This is a genomic window from Phenylobacterium sp. LjRoot97 (assembly GCF_964254345.1).
Classification (GTDB): domain Bacteria; phylum Pseudomonadota; class Alphaproteobacteria; order Caulobacterales; family Caulobacteraceae; genus Phenylobacterium.
The window spans coordinates 1765073-1783875 of sequence record NZ_CAXUTH020000001.1 but is presented as its reverse complement, the minus strand read 5'-3'; the positions used below and the strand labels follow the sequence as shown (position 1 = coordinate 1783875).

Genomic DNA, 18803 nt, shown 5'->3' with positions numbered 1-18803 from the left:
AGCATGCAAAAGATCCGCCGCGGCGCCCTGGCCGCCGTCTCCGTCGTCGCCATCCTGGCGATCCCGGCCGCCGCCAGCGCACACCGCCAATGGCTGTTGCCCTCGGCCACCGTGCTGTCGGGCAACGATCCCTGGATCACCGTCGACGCCGCCGTCTCCAACGACCTGTTCTACTTCGACCACGTGCCGATGCGCCTCGACGGCATCTCGGTGATCGCGCCGGACGGCTCGAAGGGCGAAATCAAGAACGGCGCGACCGGCAAGTACCGCAGCACCTTCGACGTGCAGCTGAGCCAGCCGGGCACCTACAAGATCGCCAATGTCAGCGACGGCGTCGGCGCCTCGTACAAGCAGGGCGGCGAGCAGAAGCGCTGGCGTGGCGCGGCCGCCGACCTGGCGACGGCGATCCCCAAGGACGCCACCGACGTCAAGATCACGGAGAACGCGCGCCGACTGGAAGTCTTCGCCACCCGCGGCTCGCCGACCAAGGAAGCCCTGAAGCTGACCGGCAAGGGCCTCGAGCTCGACCCCGTCACCCATCCGAACGACCTCGTGGCCAGCGAACCGGCGACCTTCAAGCTGGTCATCGACGGCAAGCCTGCGGCCAATGTCGAGGTCGAGGTCGTCGCCGGCGGCAACCGCTACGCCGGCAAGACCACCGAGCTGAAGCTGAAGACCGGGGCCGACGGCGCCTTCACCGTGCACTGGCCGGCGGCCGGCATGTACTGGCTGGAGGCCTCCGTCCGCGGCGGTCAGAGCAGCATCCCGAACGCCGAGCGCAGCGCCGCCTACGTGACGACTCTGGAAGTCCTGCCCGACTGATGAGTCGGGTCGCCGTCCCTCTGGACCTCTCGCCGCGCGCCCTTCGGGCCCGCGGCGAGCGAGCGGTCGCCTTCAGCGGCCCGACGATGGGCGTGGCTTGGAACGTCAAGGCTTTCGCGCCCCCAGGCTTCGAGCTCACGGCCCTTCCTGCCCAGATCCAGGGCCTTCTGAACGGCCTGATCGAGCAGATGAGCAACTGGGAGCCGGACTCCCACATCTCACGGTTCAACCGCGCGGCCGCCGGCGACTGGCTCGACCTCGCGCCCGGTTTCCAGCACGTGATGGACCGCGCGCTGCATTGGGCGGAATTGAGCGACGGCGCCTTCGACCCCACGGCAGGACGGTTGGTGGATCTATGGGGGTTCGGACCGCCCGGCCCGACCTCTCCTCCCCCTGACGCCGAACTTGAGGCCGCTCGGGCCGACTGCGGCTGGGACCGACTGGCCCGCGACGGCCAGCGCATGTTCCAGCCGGGCGGCCTGCATCTCGACCTGTCCGGAATCGCCAAGGGATTTGGTGTGGACGAAGTCTCGCGAGCTCTCTCCCACCTTGGGCTGGCGGACCACCTCGTGGAAATCGGCGGCGAGCTCCGGGGCGCCGGCGTCAAGCCGGACGGCCAGCCCTGGCTCGCCGACATCGCCGCGCCGCCAGGCGTCAGCCTGCCGGGCGGTCCGATCCGCGTGGCGCTGCACGGCCTCTCGCTCGCCACCTCCGGCGACTATCACCGCTTCCTCGACCACGACGGACGGCGCTACAGCCACACGCTGGATCCGCGCACCGGACAGCCCGCCGCCAACGGCCTGCGTTCGGTCAGCGTCGTCGCCCGCGACTGCATCGACGCCGACGCGCTCTGCACCGCGATCGGCGTGCTGGGACCAGAAGACGGCCGCGCCTTCGCCGTCCGGCACGAGGTCGCCGCCTATCTGCTGGTGGACAATGGCGCCGGATTGAGCGAAATCGTCACCCCCGCCCTTGAGGCGATGCTGGCCTGAGCCAGGACACCCGCGGATTTTCCCAAGGCCGCATTGACTTTGGGTTCGAGATTCGTATTGTCCGCGGCTCTTTAGAACACCTGCCGGTCCGACCGGCCCCGCGAGGACCGACCATGGCGAAGCCCGCCTCCATCAAGATCCGCCTGAACTCGTCGGCTGACACCGGCTACTTCTACGTCACCAAGAAGAACGCCCGCACGAAGACCGAAAAGCTGGTCATGAACAAGTACGACCCGATCGTGCGCAAGCATGTCGAGTTCAAAGAAGGCAAGATCAAATAAGCCTTCACCAGACTCTCCAGTCTGTGAAAACGCCCGGCCGGCTGGCCGGGCGTTTTTCGTTGTGCGTCCCGCGGCGCAGCGCGTCATGTCGTCGCCCCTCGGCCTGAGCTAACATACGGTCATGACGCCCCTGGATCTCAGCATCCGCAGCTACGGCGAAGACCGCGGCCCCGACAGCCACAGCTTCGACCAACTGGTGCTGCCGCTCAGCGGAGCGCTCGAGTTGGAAATCGCCGGCCAGGGCGGCCGACTCGCTTCCGGGCGCGCCGCCTTCGTGGTCGCTGGAACCCAGCACTCAACCATGAGCGACATCGCCAACCGCTCGCTCATCCTCGATCTGCACCTGGCTCACCTGGCCCCCCAGATGGCCGAGCGGCTCGCGCGCGCGCCGTTCGTGAGTCTGACGCCCGCCGCCACCAAGCTCATCGACTACATGGGCCTGATGATCGCCGATGGACGTGCTGCGTCCGCCACAGTGGCGCTCTGGACGCCGCTGCTGATCGACGCCTTGGGCCAGGCGCCGGCCAGCGCCGCCTCGCGTCTGGCGCGGCTCGCCGCCGAGATCGAGGCCGCCCCCGCCCTGCCCTGGACCGCCGCCATGATGGCCGAGCGGACGGCGCTCAGCGTCAGCCGCCTGCACGCCCTGTTCCAGACCGAGCTCGGCATGAGCCCGCGGGCCTGGCTGAGCGAAGTTCGCCTGCGCCAGGCTCGCGACTGGCTGGCGACCTCGCCGGCGTCGATCGCCGAAGTCGCCCACCGCTGCGGCTACGCTGACCAGAGCGCGCTGACGCGGGCGATGCGGCGGACCAGCGGCATGACCCCCGCCGCCTATCGCCGCCAGGAACGCGAGACGCGGACCAAAGCGCAGTAGCCCGGGCCAAGACCGGGCCGCTGTTTCGTGGCATCTGCCGCCTCATGACAGGACAAGGCCGGACATTGCTGGGCGTCGGATGCGGATTGGCCGCCGGCGCGCTCTGGGGGCTGGTCTTCCTCGCGCCGGAGCTGGCCTCCGAGTTCTCGCCGTTGCAGCTGGCGGCCGGGCGCTATCTCGCCTATGGCGCGCTCGCAGCGGTCTTGCTGGCGCCCCGCTGGCGGGCGGTCAGCAACGCGATCGGCCGGCGCGAGTGGGTCGCGCTGTCGTGGCTCAGCGTGCTGGGCAACACCCTCTACTATGTCCTCCTCGCTAGCGCCGTGCAGCTGGGCGGGGTGACCATGACCTCGGTCGTGGTCGGCTTCCTGCCCGTCGCGGTGACGGTGATCGGCAGCCGTGACCACGGCGCAGTCCCGCTGCGACGGCTGATCCCCTCGCTGGTCATGGGCGCCGGCGGCGTCGCCTGTATCGCCTGGCAGTCGCTGGACGCCGCCGCGCCAGGCTCGGAAACCAAGGCCATGGTCGGCTTGGCCTGCGCCGTTGGCGCGCTGGTCTCCTGGACCGCCTATGCGGTCTGGAACGGCCGCTGGCTGGCCCGCATGCAGCACGTCTCCGCCCACGACTGGAGCCTGCTGACTGGCGTGGCGACCGGGGCCCAGGCGGTCCTGCTTGCGATCCCGGCGGCGCTGATCGGCGCCGGCGCGCACGCATCGGCCGAGTGGATGCGGTTCATCGCCGTCTCAGCCGGCGTCGCGATCTTCGCGTCCATCGTCGGCAACGCCTTCTGGAACCGCGCCAGCCGACTGCTGCCGCTGACCCTGGTGGGCCAGATGATCCTGTTCGAGACCCTGTTCGCCCTACTCTACGGCTTCCTCTGGGAGCAGCGCTGGCCGACCACGGCCGAACTCGCCGCCATCGCCTTGATGGTCGCCAGCGTCGTCACCTGCGTTTCGGCGCACCGCCCGCGCCAAGGAGCAGCACATGCACAAGATCAGCACGCCTGACGAACCGGCCGCCGAACAGATCGTCTTCGACGACTTCGCCAAGATCGACATCCGTGCGGGCGTCATAGTTTCGGCCGAGCCGTTTCCAGAGGCGCGCAAGCCGGCATTTCGCCTGGCCATCGACTTCGGTCCCGCGATCGGCGTGAAGAAGAGTTCGGCCCAGATCACCGAGCACTACACGTTGCAGGAGCTCGTCGGACGCCGGGTGATGGCTGTGGTGAACTTCCCGCCCCGCCAGATCGGCCCGGTCCGCTCCGAAGTGCTGGTCCTGGGCTTTCCCGATGAGGACGGCCGCATCGTACTGGCTGCGCCGACCTCGGCGGTCCCCAACGGCGCGCGACTGGCCTAAGCGCTACCTGGAATAGCAGAGCTTACTGGACTACCCTCCTCGACCGGATTCCGGGGGGAAGACATGGCCAAGAAGAAATCGAACGTCGGGCTGCTGGTCGGACTGGGCGTGGGCACCGCGATCATCGGAGGCGGAGCCTTCTGGCTGTCCCAGGACGCCAAGCGAGCGGCTAATAGCGATGCAGAAGCCGCCGCCTATATCCCCAAAGCGCCCACAGGAGCGCTGGTGCTCGTACGCGAGGGCGTCACCGAGGCCCGGTTCGTCGTCCGCGACGAGGTCTCGCGCGACGGCAAGACTGTCAATGCGACCGTGCTGGTGATCGGCAAGTCGCCGACCGGGCTCGAGGGCAAGTCGGCGATGATCGCCCAACGCAAGACGCTCGACTGCGAGCGCCAGCGCATCTTCGACGGCAAGATCGGGCTCTTCGACCATGATGGAAAGCTGACGAGTCAGAAGGTGCTGTTCTCTGGCAAGCGCGGCCGCCTGATCGAAACGGAGGAGGTCGAGGCCGCAATGCTGTGCGGCGCGCCAGCCGCCCTCAAGGGCCGCACCTTCGAGGGCTTCCGAGCCGCCCAGCGCGAGATCCAGACCATGCCGCAGGGCTACGAGACCTCGCCGGCGGCGCAGGCCGCCGATCCGGCCGCCCTCGCCTGGATGTGCAACGCCGCCGCGCGTGGCCGTTGGCGGTCCGAGGCGCCCCGCGACTGCGACCGCGCCGTGCAGCTCAACCCCGCCGCCGCCGACGTACGTCTCGACCGCGCCTTCCTGAGCCTGATCCTCGGCAAGCGCGCCGCCGCGCTCGCCGACTTCGAGCACGTCATCGCCAACGATGCGTCAAACGCGCGGGCCCTGTTCGCCCGCAGCCTGATCATGGCGCTGCAGAACAACGAGGCGGCCAGCAAACGCGATCGCGCCCAGGCCCTGGCGTTGGACCCGACCGTGCCCGCTTGGATCCTCGCGACCTACGGCATCCGGATAGGCGCCGAGCACCGCACGCTTTAGGGCGCGGTCGGCCTGACGGTGAAGCGGTAAGGGATGCAGAGCGCGGCCCCCTGCCTCGACGCGGTGGTCGAGGTCACGCCGCGCGGGCGACCACCTTGTTGCGGCCGTGGGCCTTGGCCTCGTAGACCGCCTCGTCGGAGCGCTTGAGCAGGGCTTCGGGCTTGTCGCTCTCTCCAAGCGTCGCAGCGACGCCGACCGAGATCGTGACCGTCAGCAGTTCGCTTCCGCCCATCACCCGGAAGGGCGAGCCGGCGACATGCAGCCGGATCCGCTCGGCGATGCGCTCGGCGTCTTCCAGCTTGGTGTCGGGCATGACCACGACGAACTCTTCGCCGCCGTAGCGGCACGGCAGGTCGATGGCCCGGACGTTGGAGGCCAGGCGCACGGCGAACTCGCGCAGCACCTCGTCGCCGACGTCGTGGCCGTAGCCGTCGTTGATCTTCTTGAAGTGGTCGATGTCGATCAGCAGGCAAGCCACCGGATCGCCGCCATGCGTCGCCCGGCGCACCAGCGCCTCGAGCTGACCGTTCATGTAGCGACGGTTGTGCAGCCCGGTCAGCTGGTCGGTGACCGCCAGTTCGAGCGAGTGGTCCAGATTGTCGCGCAGATAGTCGGTGTAGCGCTTGCGCCGGATCTGGGTGCGCGCGCGGGCCGCCAGCTCCTGCGGGTCGATCGGCTTGGGCAGGATGTCGTTGACGCCGATCTCCAGCGCCTTCACCAGCCGCGGACGCTCGTCGAAGTCGACCACCGCCAGCACCGGCAAGTGCCGCGTCGCTTCGTCCGATCGCAGCTGGGCGGCGAAGCGCAGGCCGTCGAAGCCGCGCGCCGTCGCGTTGACGATGATCAGATCGACCGGCCCCTTTGCGGTCATCAGCGCCTTTTCGGGATCGGCCTCGATGACCGGCCGATGCTCGATGGCCAATTCGGTGGCGACGCGCTGGGCCTGCCGCTCGTGGTCGTCGACAATGAGGATCCGCCCGCCCGTCCCGCCCAGGCGCGAGGCCGCGCCCGCGATGACGCCCATGCGGCGGCCCGAAGCCTCGCGATCGCGCAGCTCGTCGATGACCATCTTGAGCCGGGTCAGGCTGCGCACGCGGGCGAACAGCATGACGTCGTCGATAGGCTTGGTCAGGAACTCGTCGGCGCCGGACTCCAGCCCGGCGATACGGTCGGCGCGGCCGTCCAGGGCGGTGACCAGCACCACGGGCACGTGGCGGGTCTCCGGATCGTCCTTCAGCCGCCGGCAGACCTGGAAGCCGTCCATGCCCGGCATCATGACGTCCAGCAGGACGATGTCGGGCTTTTCCTTGGCTGCGATGGCCAACGCCGTCGGCCCGTCGCTGGCCGTCAGGACATCGTAGTACTCGGCCGTCAGCTTGGCTTCCAGCAGACGCACGTTGGCTTCGATGTCGTCGACGACGAGGATGCGGGCGGACATGCGCGAACTAACTCAACAATCGCCGGATGGTATCGAGAAAGTGCGACACGGAAATTGGTTTCGATAGATAGGCCTCGCATCCGCCTTCGCGAATCCGCTCCTCGTCGCCCTTCATGGCGAACGCCGTCACCGCCACGACTGGAATCGCGGCCAGCTCGTCGTCCTCCTTCAGCCACTTGGTGACCTCCAGGCCGGAGATCTCGGGCAGCTGGATGTCCATCAAGATCAGATCGGGGCGATGCTCACGCGCCAACGCAAGCGCCTGCAGCCCCTCGCGGGTCTGTAGGGTTTCGTAGCCTTGGGCATCGAGCAGATCATGAAACAGCTTCATGTTCAGCTCGTTGTCCTCGACGATGAGGACCTTCTTGGCCATTTTCGTCTCGACGATGCTTCGAGAGCCCGCGAATCGACCGCTGGCTCCACCTTTGGATCGTTAATCTCACGGATATCCTTAAACTCGCGTTAGTCGCACCGGAGGGCCCTTTGGCCAGCGTTTCACCTCAACTGCCGCCGCCGCGGGCGCCCAACCTGCTGGAACTGGGCGTCGATCCGCATCGGCCGCTGCTGTTGGTCGACGTGGACGAGGTGCTGGGGCTGTTCATGCAGGGCTTCGGGCGCTTCCTGGAGGGGCGCGGCCTGGAGTTCCGCGTCGACCGCTTCGCGTTGTTCCAGAACATCTATCGTCCCGGCGAGACCCAACACCTGCCGATCGAGGAAGGTCGTTCGCACTTCGACGACTTCTTCCGTCTCGGCTGCGGGGACATGGAGCCCGCCCCTGGCGGCCCCGAAGCGCTGCGTGCGCTGTCCCAGCGCGCCAATGTCGTGATCCTCACCAATGCGCCGGGACCGGCCCGCATGGCGCGCGCCCGCTGGCTGGGCCGCCATGGCATGGACTATCCGCTCGTGCTCAACACGGGCCCGAAGGGGCCTGTCGCAGCCCTGATGGCCCGGCAGGTGAAGGCGCGAGCGGCGTTCATCGACGACCTGATCTCGAACCTCGACTCCGTGGCCGAAAGCGCGCCGGGCGTGAACCGCTTCCAGATGGTCGCCGATCCACGCCTGCAGCCGCTGGCCCCGACTGCCCCCGAGCGCCACACCAGGATCGACGACTGGCGGGCGCTGCGCGAGGCGATCGAAGCGGCGGTGTTCTAGGCCGCCGGCTTGGCCGGGCCCGGCTGGGTGAACTCGGCCTCGATGATGATCTCGACAGCATCGCTGACGCCGAAGTTCGTCCCCGGCGCGGGCACGCCATAGGCGATCCCGAAGTCCGAACGCTTGATCTCGCCCTTGGCCGAAAAGCCGATGCGCGCCCCGCTGGGGTCCATGCCGCCAGCGGCATAGCCGCCGTTGAAGGTGACATCCAAGGTCAGGGGCCGCGTCACGCCATGGAGGGTGAAGTCGCCCGTGACCTTGGCGGTGTTGGCGCCGGTCAGCTCGACCTTAGTCGACTTGAAGGCGATGGTCGGGAACTTGCCAGCGTCGAGCCACTTCGGCCCGGCGAGCTCGGCGTCGAAGTCCGGCTCGTCGAGCGGGAAGTCCGTTTCGAGCGACTTCGGATCGACCGTCGCCTCCACGGTCATCGCCGCGGGGTTGGCGGGATCGAAGTTCAGCTTGCCGGCGATGTCGGTGAAGCGCGCCGTATAGCGCGACAGGCCCAGGTGATTGACCCGGAAGGTGACGCTGGCGTGGGTGTTGTCCAACTTGTACTCGCCCGGAGGGGCGGTGTTCTGGGCCGCTGGCGCAGCGGCCGTCGGCGCGGGCGGCTCGGCCGCCTTCTTCTCGGCCGGCGACTGCGAACAGGCGGCGACGGTAAGGGCGGCGAACGCCCAGGCGGCACGCTTCATGGGTCCGGTCCTTCGAGTGTGTCTGGCCACAACTGAGCGTCGCACCAGCCGGACCGCCACGCCAACCGAAATCGCCGCCCATTGCGCAGGCGTGCAAAACGGAACAAACCATGACCTCATGATCCGGATCGGCGTGGACTTCGGCGGCACCAAGATCGAGGCCGCGGCGCTGGACGCGCAGGGCTGCTTCCAGGCGCGCGTGCGCGTCGCCTCGCCCCGCGACTATGCGGCCGGCCTCGAAGCGGTTCGCGAGCTGGTCAGCGAAGCCGAGCGTCAGGCCGGCGTGAAGGGCGCCAGCATCGGCGTCGGCGGCCCGGGCTCGCCCTCCCCCGCCACCGGCCTGATGCGCAACGCCAACTCGACCGAGCTCAACGGCCACCCCTTCCCCGCCGACCTCGCCCGCGTGCTGGAGCGCCCGGTGCGCTACGCCAACGACGCGAACTGCCTCGCGCTGTCGGAGGCCGTCGACGGCTCGGCGGCCGGACATCGCGTGGTCTTCGCCGCGATCCTGGGGACCGGCTGCGGCGCGGGCGTGGCGGTGGACCGAACGATCCTTGAAGGCCGCAACGCCTTCGCTGGCGAGTGGGGGCACATGCCCCTGCCCTGGCCGACCGACGCCGAACATCCGGGTCCCTCGTGCTGGTGCGGGCGACGCGGTTGCATGGAGCTTTGGGTCTCAGGGCCCGGCCTCGCCAAGGACCACGGCGGAGGATTGTCGGGCGAACACATCATCGAGGCGGCCCGAGGCGGCGAGCCGGCGGCCGCCGAGGCGTTGGACCGCTATGTCGACCGTCTGGCTCGCGGCCTCGCCGTGGTCTGCGACGTGCTCGACCCGGACGTCATCGTGCTCGGCGGCGGCATGTCGAACGTCGGCGAACTCTACGAGCGTCTCCCAGACGCGATCACCCCTCTGGTGTTCTCGGACCTGTTCGAGACCGAGATCCGCCCCGCCCTGCACGGGGATTCTTCCGGCGTGCGCGGCGCCGCCTGGCTGTGGCCGCTGACGCCATGAGCACTCTCTGCCGCGACTGCTTCAAGCGCGGCCAGTTCGAGCGCCGCTGCCCGGCCTGCGGCTCGCCGCGGATCGTCGCGCACGCGGAACTCGAAGCGCTTTCAATTGCGCACATGGATTGCGACGCCTTCTACGCTTCGGTGGAAAAGCGCGACGATCCTTCGCTGCGCGACCAGGCGGTGATCGTCGGCGGCGGCAAGCGTGGCGTGGTCACCACCTGCTGCTACATCGCCCGCATCAGCGGCGTGCGCTCGGCCATGCCCATGTTCAAGGCGCGCCAACTCTGCCCCCAGGCTGTGATCATCAAGCCGGACTTCACCAAGTACCGCACGGAGAGCCGGCGGATCATGGAGATGGTGCGCGACCTGACCCCGCTGGTTCAGCCGCTTTCGCTGGACGAGGCGTGGATGGATCTGTCGGGCACCGAGCGCCTGCACGGCGCGCCCCCGGCCGAGACCCTGGCCCGGCTGCAGGCGAAGATCGAGACCGAGGTGGGCATCACCGTCTCGATCGGCCTGGCCGCCAACAAGTTCCTCGCCAAGATCGCCTCAGACCTCGACAAGCCGCGCGGCTTTTCGGTGATCGGCGCGGCCGAGGCGCAGAGCTTCCTGGCGTCCAAACCGGTCGGCATCATCCCCGGCGTCGGCCCGGCGATGATCAAGTCCCTGGAAGGCGCAGGATTCAGCAAGGTCGGCGACCTGGCCCGCGCCGACCTCAAGGTCCTGGCGCAGCGCTTCGGCGCTCAGGGCCTGAGGCTGCACGATCTCGCGCACGGGCGCGACAACCGCAGCGTCAACCCGAACGAGGAACGCAAGGGCATCAGCGCGGAGACCACCTTCAACGAGGACCTGTCCGCACGCTCGGATCTGGAGGACAAACTCGCTCCGCTCTGCGAGCGGGTGGCGCGCCAGGCCCGCGCCGGCGGCGTTGCGGGCCGGGTCGTGACCCTGAAGCTGCGCCGCACCGACTTCAAGATCATCACCCGCCGCCGCGCCCTGCCCGTGGCGACCCAGACGGCCAAGACCCTGTTCGCGGTCGGCCGCGAACTGCTGGCCAAGGAGGTCGACGGACGCCCCTGGCGGTTGATCGGCATCGGCATGGCCGAACTGATCGACGCCGATGCTGTGGAGCATGACTTTTTCGCCGGCGCTGAGCAGAAGGCGCTGGTCGAGGAACGCGCCGTGGATAAGCTACGGGCGCGATTCGGCCCCGATGCGGTCACATCCGGACGGGCATTGGGGGCGAAACGCACCTCCCATGATTGAGGGTTGCCATGTTCCCCCGCATTCGGGGTGACAAAAACGCGCGGTTAGACGGGTTGGAGCCTTCGGGCGACATTTCAACCCTTCCATACGGCAGCCTTTTCCATATCTAATCCATTGTAGAGAGGGCGGCTGCCCTCAGGAGACCTGTTCGATGGCCGAGCGCAAGCAAGGTGATCAAGATACGGGCGTCCGGTCGACGGTCATCACTCAGACCAAGCCGAAGACGCAGAAGCCGTCGATGTATCGCGTGCTCATCCTGAACGATGACTACACGCCGATGGAATTCGTCGTCTACGTGCTTGAGCAATACTTTAACAAGTCGCGCGAAGACGCGACGCGGATCATGCTGCACGTTCACCAACATGGTGTCGGCGTGTGTGGCGTGTTCACATACGAAGTGGCGGAAACGAAGGTGGCCCAGGTGGTTGATACCGCTCGCCGGCATCAGCACCCGCTGCAATGCACAATGGAAAAGGATTGAGGCTCAGTGCCGTCATTCTCGCGCCAGCTTGAAGAATCTCTCCACCGCGCGGTGGCTTTCGCGAACCAGCGTAAGCACGAGTACGCGACGCTAGAGCACCTGCTGCTCGCCCTCATCGACGATGAGGACTCGGCTGGTGTGATGCGCGCGTGCGACGTGGACCTGGCCGCGCTGCGCACCACTCTCACCAACTACGTGGACAACGAGCTCCGCTCCCTGGTCGTCGACGACGGCGAGGACGCCAAGCCGACGTCGTCGTTCCAGCGCGTGATCCAGCGCGCCGTGATCCACGTCCAGTCCTCGGGCCGCGAGGAAGTGACCGGAGCCAACGTGCTCGTGGCCATTTTCTCCGAGCGCGAGAGCCACGCCGCCTACTTCCTGCAAGAGCAGGACATGACGCGCTACGACGCGGTCAACTACATCGCCCATGGCATCGCCAAGAAGGCCGGCGCTGAGCAGCCCAAGACGGTCAAGGGCTCCGAGGACGAGGACAAGCCTGCGGTGAAGACCGGCGGCGAAGCACTCGAGGCCTACTGCGTCAATCTCAACGAAAAGGCCAAGCAAGGTAAGGTCGACCCGCTGATCGGGCGTCATGCCGAGGTCGAGCGCTGCATCCAGATCCTCTGCCGCCGGACCAAGAACAACCCGTTGCTGGTCGGCGACCCGGGCGTCGGCAAGACCGCCATCGCCGAAGGCCTGGCCCGCAAGATCATCAACAACCAGGTCCCGGAAGTTCTGGCCGGCGCGACCATCTTCTCGCTCGATATGGGCTCGCTGCTGGCTGGCACCCGCTATCGCGGCGACTTTGAAGAGCGCGTGAAGCAGGTCGTCAAGGAGTTGGAGAACCACCCCGACGCGATCCTGTTCATCGACGAGATCCACACGGTGATCGGCGCCGGCGCGACCAGCGGCGGGGCGATGGACGCCTCCAACCTGCTGAAGCCGGCCCTGGCCTCGGGCACCCTGCGCTGCATGGGCTCGACGACCTACAAGGAGTTCCGTCAGCACTTCGAGAAGGATCGGGCCCTGGTCCGGCGCTTCCAGAAGATCGACGTGAACGAGCCGACGATCGAGGACACCATCAAGATCCTCAAGGGTCTGAAGACCTACTACGAGGAGTTCCACAAGCTCCGCTACACCAATGACGCCATCAAGTCGGCGGTGGAGCTGTCGGCCAAGTACATCACCGACCGCAAGCTGCCGGACAAGGCCATCGACATCATCGACGAGGCCGGCGCCAGTCAGATGCTGCTGCCCGAGGGCAAGCGGAAGAAGACCATCGGCGTGAAGGAGATCGAGACGGTCGTCGCCAAGATCGCCCGCATCCCACCGAAGTCGGTCTCCAAGTCCGACACGGTCGCGCTGAAGGAACTGGAAATCGATCTGAAGCGCGCGGTCTACGGCCAGGACGACGCGATCGAGCAGCTGTCCGCCGCCATGAAGATGGCGCGGGCGGGCCTGCGCGACGCGAACAAGCCGATCGGTTGCTACCTGTTCTCCGGCCCCACCGGCACCGGCAAGACCGAGACCGCCCGCCAGCTGGCCTCGACCATGGGCATCGAGCTCCTGCGCTTCGACATGTCGGAGTACATGGAGCGCCACACGGTCAGCCGCCTGATCGGCGCGCCTCCCGGCTATGTCGGCTTCGACCAGGGCGGCCTGCTGACCGACGCTGTCGATCAGCATCCGCACGCCGTCGTGCTGCTCGACGAAATCGAGAAGGCTCACCCGGACGTCTTCAACATCCTGTTGCAGGTCATGGACCATGGCGTCCTGACCGACGCCAACGGCAAGAAGGTCGACTTCCGGAACGTGGTCCTGATCATGACCACCAACGCCGGCGCCTCTGACGCCCAGCGCAACGCCATCGGCTTCGGCCGCGGCAAGCAGGACGACGAGGTGGACGAGGCTCTGAAGCGCCTGTTCACGCCGGAGTTCCGCAACCGCCTGGATGCGGTGGTCCAGTTCAAGCCGCTGACCCAGGAGATCATCCGCCAGGTCGTCCAGAAGTTCGTCATGCAGCTGGAAGCCCAGCTCGCCGATCGTCACGTCACGATCGAAACGACAGAAGAAGCGGCCGACTGGCTGGCCAAGAACGGCTTCGACGAGCTCTACGGCGCCCGGCCGCTGGCCCGGGTCATCCAAGAGCACATCAAGAAGCCGCTGGCCGACGAGATCCTGTTCGGCAAGCTGGTCAAGGGCGGCCACGTCAAGGTGGTCCTCAAGGACAGCAAGCTGGGCTTCGAGATCGAAGGCGACGACCGCGAGCCGGGCGCCCCGATCATCGAGGATCCCGCCGAGGACCCCGCGCCGGAACTGGCCAACTAAGGTCAGCTCCAGCCTAAAATGCGAAACCCCGGAGCTTCGGCTCCGGGGTTTTTCTTTGGTTCGACCGCTGATCTCCTCAGGCGATCTTGGCGGCGATCTGCTCGGCCAGGGCTTTGAGTTCGGCCAGATCGGCCATGCCGCCCGCGCCATGACGGCCGAGTTCCAGCCCCGCCCAGCGCGGGATGATGTGGAAGTGCAGGTGGTAGATCGTCTGGCCGGCCGGGGCGCCGTTGTACTGCGAGACCATGATCCCGTCCGGGTTCAGCGCTGCGCGCACCGCCCGCGTGATCCGCTGCACGCCCAGCATCAGCGGCCCCAGGACCTCGGGCTCCACCTCAAGCAGGTTGCGGGCCTGTGAATGCTTGGGGATCACCAGGGTGTGGCCCTGGGACTGGGGAAACACGTCCATGAAGGCGAGGATCTCGCCGTCTTCGAACACCTTCGCCGCCGGCGCTTCGCCCCGGAGAATCTTCGCGAAGATGTTGCCGTCCTCGTAGGTCCCGTCCAGGCTCATGCGGTGTTTCCTCCAAACTCGTCGCACGGTGGTAACGCATCGCCCACCATGACGGAACACGGCAACGGGTTTACGCCCCCTCGCCTTGCGATAACCTGCAACGACAGACGGCCAACAAGGCCGCGGAGGGAGGGAAGCGATGTATCTCGCCGATCACGCGCGGCTGACGCCCGACAAGCCGGCCATGATTTCCGCCGACACCGGCCAGGTCGTGACATTCGCCGAACTGAACGAACGGTCGAACCGTCTGGCCCAGTTTCTCCATGCCCAGGGCCTGCGCCGCGGCGATCACGTCGCAGTGCTGATGGAGAACAACCTCGCGTTCATGGAGCCGGTCTGGGCGGCGTTCCGTTCGGGCCTCTACGTGACGACGATCAACCGATACCTCCCCCCGGACGAGGCCGCCTACATCGCCAGCGACTGCGGGGCGAAGGCGCTGATCACCTCCTACGCCAAGCGTGACACTGCGGCCGAACTTCTGGACCTGATCCCGAACTGCCCGATCCGCCTCATGGCGGGCGGCGTCATCCCGGGCTGGGCCTCCTATGAGGAAGCCGTCGCATCGGGTTCGCCAGAGCCGCTGGCCCAGGAGTGGATGGGCGATTCCATGCTCTACTCGTCGGGCACCACCGGACGCCCGAAGGGAATTCTCCGCCCGCTGCCCGAGATCACGCCGGCGGAAGGGTTCGACACCCGTCAGGCGTCCAACCGCTATGAGCTATCGGACCAATCCGTCTATCTGTCCCCGGCCCCGCTCTATCACGCCGCGCCGCTGGCCTATGTGCTGACGGTGCAGTCCTTCGGCGGCACGGTCGTGATGATGGAGCGCTTCGATCCGGAGCAGGCGCTGCTGCTGATCGAGAAACACCGCGTCACCCACAGCCAATGGGTGCCGACCATGTTCGTCCGCATGTTGAAGCTGCCGCCCGAGGTTCGGACGCGCTACGACCTCTCCAGCCACAAGGTCGCCGTCCACGCCGCCGCGCCCTGCCCGGTCGAGGTCAAGCGCCAGATGATCGAGTGGTGGGGGCCGATCCTCTACGAATACTACGCCGGCACCGAAGCCTCCGGCTCGACCTTCATCACCAGCCAGGACTGGCTGGAACATCCTGGGTCGGTCGGTCGGGCAGCGCTGGGCGTGCTGCATATCTGCGACGAGGACGGCGAGGAGCTGCCGATCGGCGAGACCGGCCTCGTCTACTTCGAGCGCGAGGCCCCGACTTTCGAGTACCACAACGATCCGGCCAAGACCGCCTCGGCCCGCCATCCCAAGCACCCAAACTGGAACGCGCTCGGCGACGTCGGCTATCTCGACAAGGACGGCTACCTCTACCTCACAGACCGCAAGGCCTTCATGATCATCTCGGGCGGGGTGAACATCTATCCGCAGGCCATCGAGGACGCGCTGGTCACCCATCCAAAGGTCGCCGACGTGGCCGTCTTCGGCGTCCCGGACGCGGAGATGGGGGAAGCGGTGAAGGCCGTGATCGAGCCGGCGCCCGGTCAGGCGCCGAGCGACGACCTGGCGGCCGAGTTGATGTCCTATGCCCGCGAGCGGCTGGCTCACTACATGGCCCCGCGCTCCATCGACTTCATCGAGGAGATGCCCCGCCTTCCGACTGGCAAGCTCTACAAGCGGCTGCTGCGCGACGCCTACTGGCAGGATCGGAAGATCTGATCCGGCGCGGACGTCAGCCCTGGCGGAACGGCGAATACTCCTCGGCGAGCCATTCCATCTCGCCGTTCACCGCCTCGCGCTCGCGCCGCAGGAAGTCGTCCACCGGGCCGCGCAGCCGCGTGTCGGCGATGTAGTGGGCCGAGTAGACGGGCGCCGGCAGATAGCCGCGAGCGATCTTGTGCTGGCCCTGGGCGCCGGCCTCGACCCGCGCCAGCCCCTGGTCGATCGCCCATTCGATGGCCTGATAATAGCAGAGCTCGAAGTGCAGGAACGGCACGTCCTCGATGCAGCCCCAGTTGCGGCCGTAGAGGCAGTCCTCGCCAATCAGGTTGAGCGCCCCGGCGATCCATTGTCCGCCACGCCGCGCCATGACCAGCAGCACGCGATCGGCCATGCGTTCGCCCAGCAGCGAGAAGAACAGCCGATTGAGATAGGGCCGGCCCCACTTGCGCGAGCCGGTGTCCATGTAGAAGCCGAAGAACGCGTCCCAATGGTCCTCGGTGATCTCCGAGCCCGTGAGCGCGACGATCTCGACTTGCGCCTGGGCGTCGCGCCGCTCGCGGCGGATGGTTTTGCGCCGGCCAGAGGACAGCGCCTCGAGGAACCCATCGAAGCTGGCGTACCCCTGGTTCAGCCAGTGGTACTGCTGGCCCTGGCGCTGCAGCAGCCCTCGCTCACCGAACCACTCCCACTCGCCTTGCGTGGGGAAGTTCACGTGCAGGGATGAGACGTCGTACTGCTCGCACACGGCCAGAGCGCCGCCCAGCAGGATGCGGCGCGCCTCCTCCAGGTCGACATCCGGCCGCACCAGCAACCGCGGCCCGGTCACCGGACTGAACGGCGCCGCGGAGATCAGCTTCGGATAGTACTGCCCCCCTGCCCGCTCATAGGCGTCGGCCCAGGCATGATCGAAGACGTATTCGCCCCGGCTGTGAGACTTCAGATAGAGCGGCATGACCGCAGCCACCTGGCCCGCCTCGTCCTCGACCGCCAAGTGCTGCGGCCCCCAACCAGTGCGCTCGACGGCGCAGCCGGCCGCTTCGGCGATGTCCAGGAAGTCGAACGACACGAAAGGGTTGCCGCGATGATCAGGGTGACCCGCACAGGAGTCCCATGCCTCGCGCCCGATCTCGGCGATTCGGCGGCTGATCTGCACCGCCGGCTTCAGCGTCACGCCTCGAAACCCTCGAAGATCAGGTTGTCGCAGTAGTCTTTCACCGCGTCCCACTGGCTTGGCTCGCGGACGGTCCAGGCCACGATCGGCATCCCATCATCGCGGAACTTCGCCGCCCGCTCGTCCGGAAGCATGCCGATGTGCAGCGCCAGGAAATGCGGGCGGGCGATCGACACGTGCTCGAGCCGCGCGAAGGAGTCGCGCTGTGCTTCGTTCATGCTCGGCGCCTGCTTGTAGTCATAGCTGTCCAGCCCGCGCAGGACGCCCGGGAATCGGTCGGCGAACCAAGCGTGGGAGTAAGGATTGAAGCCGATGACGCAGGTCGGTCCCGCATGGTCGATCAGCAGGTCATGGACGCGCTGTTCCAGCGGTCCGACTTCGCCGTAGGCGGTCTTCAATTCGATATGCACCATCGCCCGACGGCCGATCAGGGCCAGGGTCTCGCGCAGGGTCGGGATCTTTTCGTCGGTGCCCTTCAGCGACAGCTCGGCGAGGTCGGCGGCCGTGCGGTCGCGCAGCTTGCCCTCGACGCCCGTCATCCGCTTCAGGTCGTCGTCGTGGAAGACCATCGCCTCCCCGTCCGACGACAAGTGAACGTCCAGTTCGACGCCGTAGCCGGCCTCGCAGGCGGCCTGAAACGCAGCCAGCGAATTCTCCGGCGCGCCGCCGCGGGTCCACAGGCCCCGGTGCGCCACCGGCGGATGGAACAGCAGGTCCCAGGCCTCACCGAACGGGTTGCTCACCGAACCTGCACCACGGCGTCGACCTCGACCGAAAAGCCTAGCGGCAGACGATAGACGCCGACCGCCGAGCGGGCGTGCTTGCCGGCGTCGCCGAAGGCCTCGACCATCAGGTCCGAAGCGCCGTTCACGACCTGCGGGATCTCCAGGAAGTTCGCGCCGGCCTGCACGAAGCCGCCCAGCTTGACCACACGGACCACGCGGTCGAGATCGCCGTCGCAGGCCGCTTTCATCTGGGCGATCAGGTTGATACCGCACAGGCGAGCCGCGGCTTTGGCGGTTTCCAGGTCGACCTCTTCGCCCACCGTGCCGCGAATCCCGCCGCCGGCGTCGAGCGACACCTGGCCCGAGATATGGACGAGATCGCCGGCCCTCACGAAGGGCACGTAGTTGGCGACCGGCGGATTGGGCTGCGGCAGGGTGAGCCCGAGCGCAGACAGGCGTTCTTCGACCTTCGACATGCCGAAGGTCTAGCGCTGCGCTCTGGACCCGAAAAGAGAAAAGGCCCGCGCCTGGGCTGGCGCGGGCCTTTTCCGTTCGGACACCCCGCCGAGGCGGGGCGACTGGGAGCTCTTAGCGAGCGGCCTGCAGGCGCTCGACGGCGGCGGTGACGCGCTCGTTGAGCGGCTTGACCGCATCCTTCACCGACGACGACACGATGTCCGACATCTTCGAAACTTCGGCGATGTAGGCGTCGAGGGCCGACTTGGCGTAGGTGGTCTGAAGCTCGATCACTTCCTGCACCGACTTGGCGCCCGAAAGCGACTTGGCGGCGGCGACGTGATTTTCCACGGCCTTCTTGGAGTAGGCCATGGCCTGGGCGCCCAGGGCTTCGGCGCCCTTGGTCGAGGCGGTCACCGAGGCGATAACGGCTTCCAGGTTCTTCTTCGAATGGGTGTTCATCTCGTTCAGTTGAGCGAGCGACTTCTCGACAGCGTCCTTGAAGGCGACGTTGCCGGCGGTGGTGAACTGTTCGACGGTGTTCTTGACGGTCTCAGCGGCGGCCAT

At 67.3% G+C, this 18803-nt stretch carries 20 protein-coding genes and 1 pseudogene; 13 read left to right on the top strand and 8 right to left on the bottom strand.

The window, feature by feature from the left end; all coding sequences use genetic code 11:
- Nucleotides 1-3: 3 nt before the first annotated feature.
- The 7 genes from ACSQ2H_RS08940 to ACSQ2H_RS08910 all read left to right on the top strand — a co-directional run bounded on the left by ACSQ2H_RS08940 (nucleotide 4) and on the right by ACSQ2H_RS08910 (nucleotide 5321).
- A complete protein-coding gene (locus ACSQ2H_RS08940) occupies nucleotides 4-822 on the top strand; it encodes a DUF4198 domain-containing protein (RefSeq protein WP_436061064.1) in 819 nt (272 codons plus the stop codon).
- Nucleotides 822-1814, top strand: a complete 993-nt coding sequence (locus tag ACSQ2H_RS08935; protein ID WP_436061063.1) for an FAD:protein FMN transferase — start codon at nucleotides 822-824, stop codon at nucleotides 1812-1814. The genes ACSQ2H_RS08940 and ACSQ2H_RS08935 overlap by 1 nt, the downstream gene beginning before the upstream one ends.
- A gap of 113 nt (nucleotides 1815-1927) precedes the next feature.
- A complete protein-coding gene (gene rpmG, locus ACSQ2H_RS08930; RefSeq protein ID WP_183770461.1) occupies nucleotides 1928-2095 on the top strand; it encodes a 50S ribosomal protein L33 in 168 nt (55 codons plus the stop codon).
- Nucleotides 2096-2216: 121 nt separating this feature from the next.
- Complete coding sequence (locus ACSQ2H_RS08925) at nucleotides 2217-2966, top strand: AraC family transcriptional regulator (RefSeq protein WP_436061062.1); 750 nt, start codon at nucleotides 2217-2219, stop codon at nucleotides 2964-2966.
- Between the two features lie 44 nt (nucleotides 2967-3010).
- A complete protein-coding gene (locus tag ACSQ2H_RS08920) occupies nucleotides 3011-3970 on the top strand; it encodes a DMT family transporter (RefSeq protein WP_436061061.1) in 960 nt (319 codons plus the stop codon).
- The gene (locus tag ACSQ2H_RS08915; protein WP_436061060.1) at nucleotides 3948-4319 is read left to right on the top strand and encodes a tRNA-binding protein; all 372 of its coding nucleotides are present in this window, start codon (nucleotides 3948-3950) and stop codon (nucleotides 4317-4319) included. Before ACSQ2H_RS08920 ends, ACSQ2H_RS08915 begins: the two co-directional genes overlap by 23 nt.
- A 63-nt stretch (nucleotides 4320-4382) precedes the next feature.
- Entirely contained in the window at nucleotides 4383-5321 is a 939-nt protein-coding gene (locus ACSQ2H_RS08910; RefSeq protein WP_436061059.1) for a hypothetical protein, read from the top strand.
- A 73-nt stretch (nucleotides 5322-5394) separates the two neighbouring features.
- On the opposite strand, the gene ACSQ2H_RS08905 is transcribed toward ACSQ2H_RS08910, so the two are convergent.
- Together ACSQ2H_RS08905 and ACSQ2H_RS08900 are read right to left on the bottom strand one after the other, a co-directional pair.
- On the bottom strand, nucleotides 5395-6759 hold the full coding sequence (locus ACSQ2H_RS08905; protein WP_436061058.1) for a PleD family two-component system response regulator: 1365 nt from the start codon (nucleotides 6757-6759) through the stop codon (nucleotides 5395-5397).
- A gap of 7 nt (nucleotides 6760-6766) precedes the next feature.
- On the bottom strand, nucleotides 6767-7132 hold the full coding sequence (locus ACSQ2H_RS08900) for a response regulator (protein ID WP_056018205.1): 366 nt from the start codon (nucleotides 7130-7132) through the stop codon (nucleotides 6767-6769).
- Between the two features lie 110 nt (nucleotides 7133-7242).
- Here ACSQ2H_RS08900 and ACSQ2H_RS08895 point away from each other — a divergent pair, with 110 nt between their 5' ends.
- Complete coding sequence (locus tag ACSQ2H_RS08895) at nucleotides 7243-7911, top strand: hypothetical protein (protein ID WP_436061057.1); 669 nt, start codon at nucleotides 7243-7245, stop codon at nucleotides 7909-7911.
- On the opposite strand, the gene ACSQ2H_RS08890 is transcribed toward ACSQ2H_RS08895, so the two are convergent.
- Nucleotides 7908-8603, bottom strand: a complete 696-nt coding sequence (locus ACSQ2H_RS08890) for a YceI family protein (protein WP_436061056.1) — start codon at nucleotides 8601-8603, stop codon at nucleotides 7908-7910. The two genes, ACSQ2H_RS08895 and ACSQ2H_RS08890, sit on opposite strands and share 4 nt — an antisense overlap.
- Nucleotides 8604-8721: 118 nt before the next feature.
- On the opposite strand from ACSQ2H_RS08890, the gene ACSQ2H_RS08885 reads away from it, so the two are divergent.
- The 4 genes and pseudogenes from ACSQ2H_RS08885 to clpA all read left to right on the top strand — a co-directional run.
- A complete protein-coding gene (locus ACSQ2H_RS08885) occupies nucleotides 8722-9615 on the top strand; it encodes an ROK family protein (protein WP_436061055.1) in 894 nt (297 codons plus the stop codon).
- Nucleotides 9612-10880, top strand: a complete 1269-nt coding sequence (locus tag ACSQ2H_RS08880; RefSeq protein ID WP_436061054.1) for a DNA polymerase IV — start codon at nucleotides 9612-9614, stop codon at nucleotides 10878-10880. Before ACSQ2H_RS08885 ends, ACSQ2H_RS08880 begins: the two co-directional genes overlap by 4 nt.
- Nucleotides 10881-11031: 151 nt before the next feature.
- The gene (clpS, locus tag ACSQ2H_RS08875; RefSeq protein ID WP_056734830.1) at nucleotides 11032-11361 is read left to right on the top strand and encodes an ATP-dependent Clp protease adapter ClpS; all 330 of its coding nucleotides are present in this window, start codon (nucleotides 11032-11034) and stop codon (nucleotides 11359-11361) included.
- A gap of 6 nt (nucleotides 11362-11367) precedes the next feature.
- A pseudogene (clpA, locus tag ACSQ2H_RS08870) lies at nucleotides 11368-13672 on the top strand (ATP-dependent Clp protease ATP-binding subunit ClpA); the annotation flags it as partial.
- 93 nt (nucleotides 13673-13765) lie between these two features.
- Here clpA and ACSQ2H_RS08865 read toward each other — a convergent pair.
- Nucleotides 13766-14203 (bottom strand): HIT family protein, encoded by a 438-nt coding sequence (locus ACSQ2H_RS08865; protein WP_436061053.1) that lies wholly within the window; start codon nucleotides 14201-14203, stop codon nucleotides 13766-13768.
- A 139-nt stretch (nucleotides 14204-14342) separates the two neighbouring features.
- Between ACSQ2H_RS08865 and ACSQ2H_RS08860 the strand changes: the two genes are divergently transcribed.
- The gene (locus tag ACSQ2H_RS08860) at nucleotides 14343-15881 is read left to right on the top strand and encodes an acyl-CoA synthetase (RefSeq protein WP_436061052.1); all 1539 of its coding nucleotides are present in this window, start codon (nucleotides 14343-14345) and stop codon (nucleotides 15879-15881) included.
- Between the two features lie 13 nt (nucleotides 15882-15894).
- On the opposite strand, the gene ACSQ2H_RS08855 is transcribed toward ACSQ2H_RS08860, so the two are convergent.
- From ACSQ2H_RS08855 to ACSQ2H_RS08840, 4 genes are all read right to left on the bottom strand, one after another.
- Nucleotides 15895-17055, bottom strand: coding sequence for a GNAT family N-acetyltransferase (locus ACSQ2H_RS08855; protein WP_436061051.1), 1161 nt, complete (start codon nucleotides 17053-17055; stop codon nucleotides 15895-15897).
- Nucleotides 17052-17798, bottom strand: a complete 747-nt coding sequence (locus ACSQ2H_RS08850; RefSeq protein ID WP_436061050.1) for a glycerophosphodiester phosphodiesterase — start codon at nucleotides 17796-17798, stop codon at nucleotides 17052-17054. The genes ACSQ2H_RS08855 and ACSQ2H_RS08850 overlap by 4 nt, the downstream gene beginning before the upstream one ends.
- Complete coding sequence (locus ACSQ2H_RS08845; protein WP_436061049.1) at nucleotides 17795-18256, bottom strand: RidA family protein; 462 nt, start codon at nucleotides 18254-18256, stop codon at nucleotides 17795-17797. The genes ACSQ2H_RS08850 and ACSQ2H_RS08845 overlap by 4 nt, the downstream gene beginning before the upstream one ends.
- Nucleotides 18257-18368: 112 nt before the next feature.
- Complete coding sequence (locus tag ACSQ2H_RS08840; protein WP_312166461.1) at nucleotides 18369-18803, bottom strand: phasin family protein; 435 nt, start codon at nucleotides 18801-18803, stop codon at nucleotides 18369-18371.

Excerpts from the sequence above, each read along its gene's own strand:
- ACSQ2H_RS08940 (WP_436061064.1), top strand. The coding sequence starts at position 4 with ATGCAAAAGATCCGCCGCGGCGCCCTGGCCGCCGTCTCCGTCGTCGCC.
- ACSQ2H_RS08935 (WP_436061063.1), top strand. The coding sequence starts at position 822 with ATGAGTCGGGTCGCCGTCCCTCTGGACCTCTCGCCGCGCGCCCTTCGG.
- rpmG (WP_183770461.1), top strand. The coding sequence starts at position 1,928 with ATGGCGAAGCCCGCCTCCATCAAGATCCGCCTGAACTCGTCGGCTGAC.
- ACSQ2H_RS08925 (WP_436061062.1), top strand. The coding sequence starts at position 2,217 with ATGACGCCCCTGGATCTCAGCATCCGCAGCTACGGCGAAGACCGCGGC.
- ACSQ2H_RS08920 (WP_436061061.1), top strand. The coding sequence starts at position 3,011 with ATGACAGGACAAGGCCGGACATTGCTGGGCGTCGGATGCGGATTGGCC.
- ACSQ2H_RS08915 (WP_436061060.1), top strand. The coding sequence starts at position 3,948 with ATGCACAAGATCAGCACGCCTGACGAACCGGCCGCCGAACAGATCGTC.
- ACSQ2H_RS08910 (WP_436061059.1), top strand. The coding sequence starts at position 4,383 with ATGGCCAAGAAGAAATCGAACGTCGGGCTGCTGGTCGGACTGGGCGTG.
- ACSQ2H_RS08905 (WP_436061058.1), bottom strand. The coding sequence starts at position 6,759 with ATGTCCGCCCGCATCCTCGTCGTCGACGACATCGAAGCCAACGTGCGT.
- ACSQ2H_RS08900 (WP_056018205.1), bottom strand. The coding sequence starts at position 7,132 with ATGGCCAAGAAGGTCCTCATCGTCGAGGACAACGAGCTGAACATGAAG.
- ACSQ2H_RS08890 (WP_436061056.1), bottom strand. The coding sequence starts at position 8,603 with ATGAAGCGTGCCGCCTGGGCGTTCGCCGCCCTTACCGTCGCCGCCTGT.
- ACSQ2H_RS08885 (WP_436061055.1), top strand. The coding sequence starts at position 8,722 with ATGATCCGGATCGGCGTGGACTTCGGCGGCACCAAGATCGAGGCCGCG.
- ACSQ2H_RS08880 (WP_436061054.1), top strand. The coding sequence starts at position 9,612 with ATGAGCACTCTCTGCCGCGACTGCTTCAAGCGCGGCCAGTTCGAGCGC.
- clpS (WP_056734830.1), top strand. The coding sequence starts at position 11,032 with ATGGCCGAGCGCAAGCAAGGTGATCAAGATACGGGCGTCCGGTCGACG.
- ACSQ2H_RS08865 (WP_436061053.1), bottom strand. The coding sequence starts at position 14,203 with ATGAGCCTGGACGGGACCTACGAGGACGGCAACATCTTCGCGAAGATT.
- ACSQ2H_RS08860 (WP_436061052.1), top strand. The coding sequence starts at position 14,343 with ATGTATCTCGCCGATCACGCGCGGCTGACGCCCGACAAGCCGGCCATG.
- ACSQ2H_RS08845 (WP_436061049.1), bottom strand. The coding sequence starts at position 18,256 with ATGTCGAAGGTCGAAGAACGCCTGTCTGCGCTCGGGCTCACCCTGCCG.
- ACSQ2H_RS08840 (WP_312166461.1), bottom strand. The coding sequence starts at position 18,803 with ATGGCCGCCGCTGAGACCGTCAAGAACACCGTCGAACAGTTCACCACC.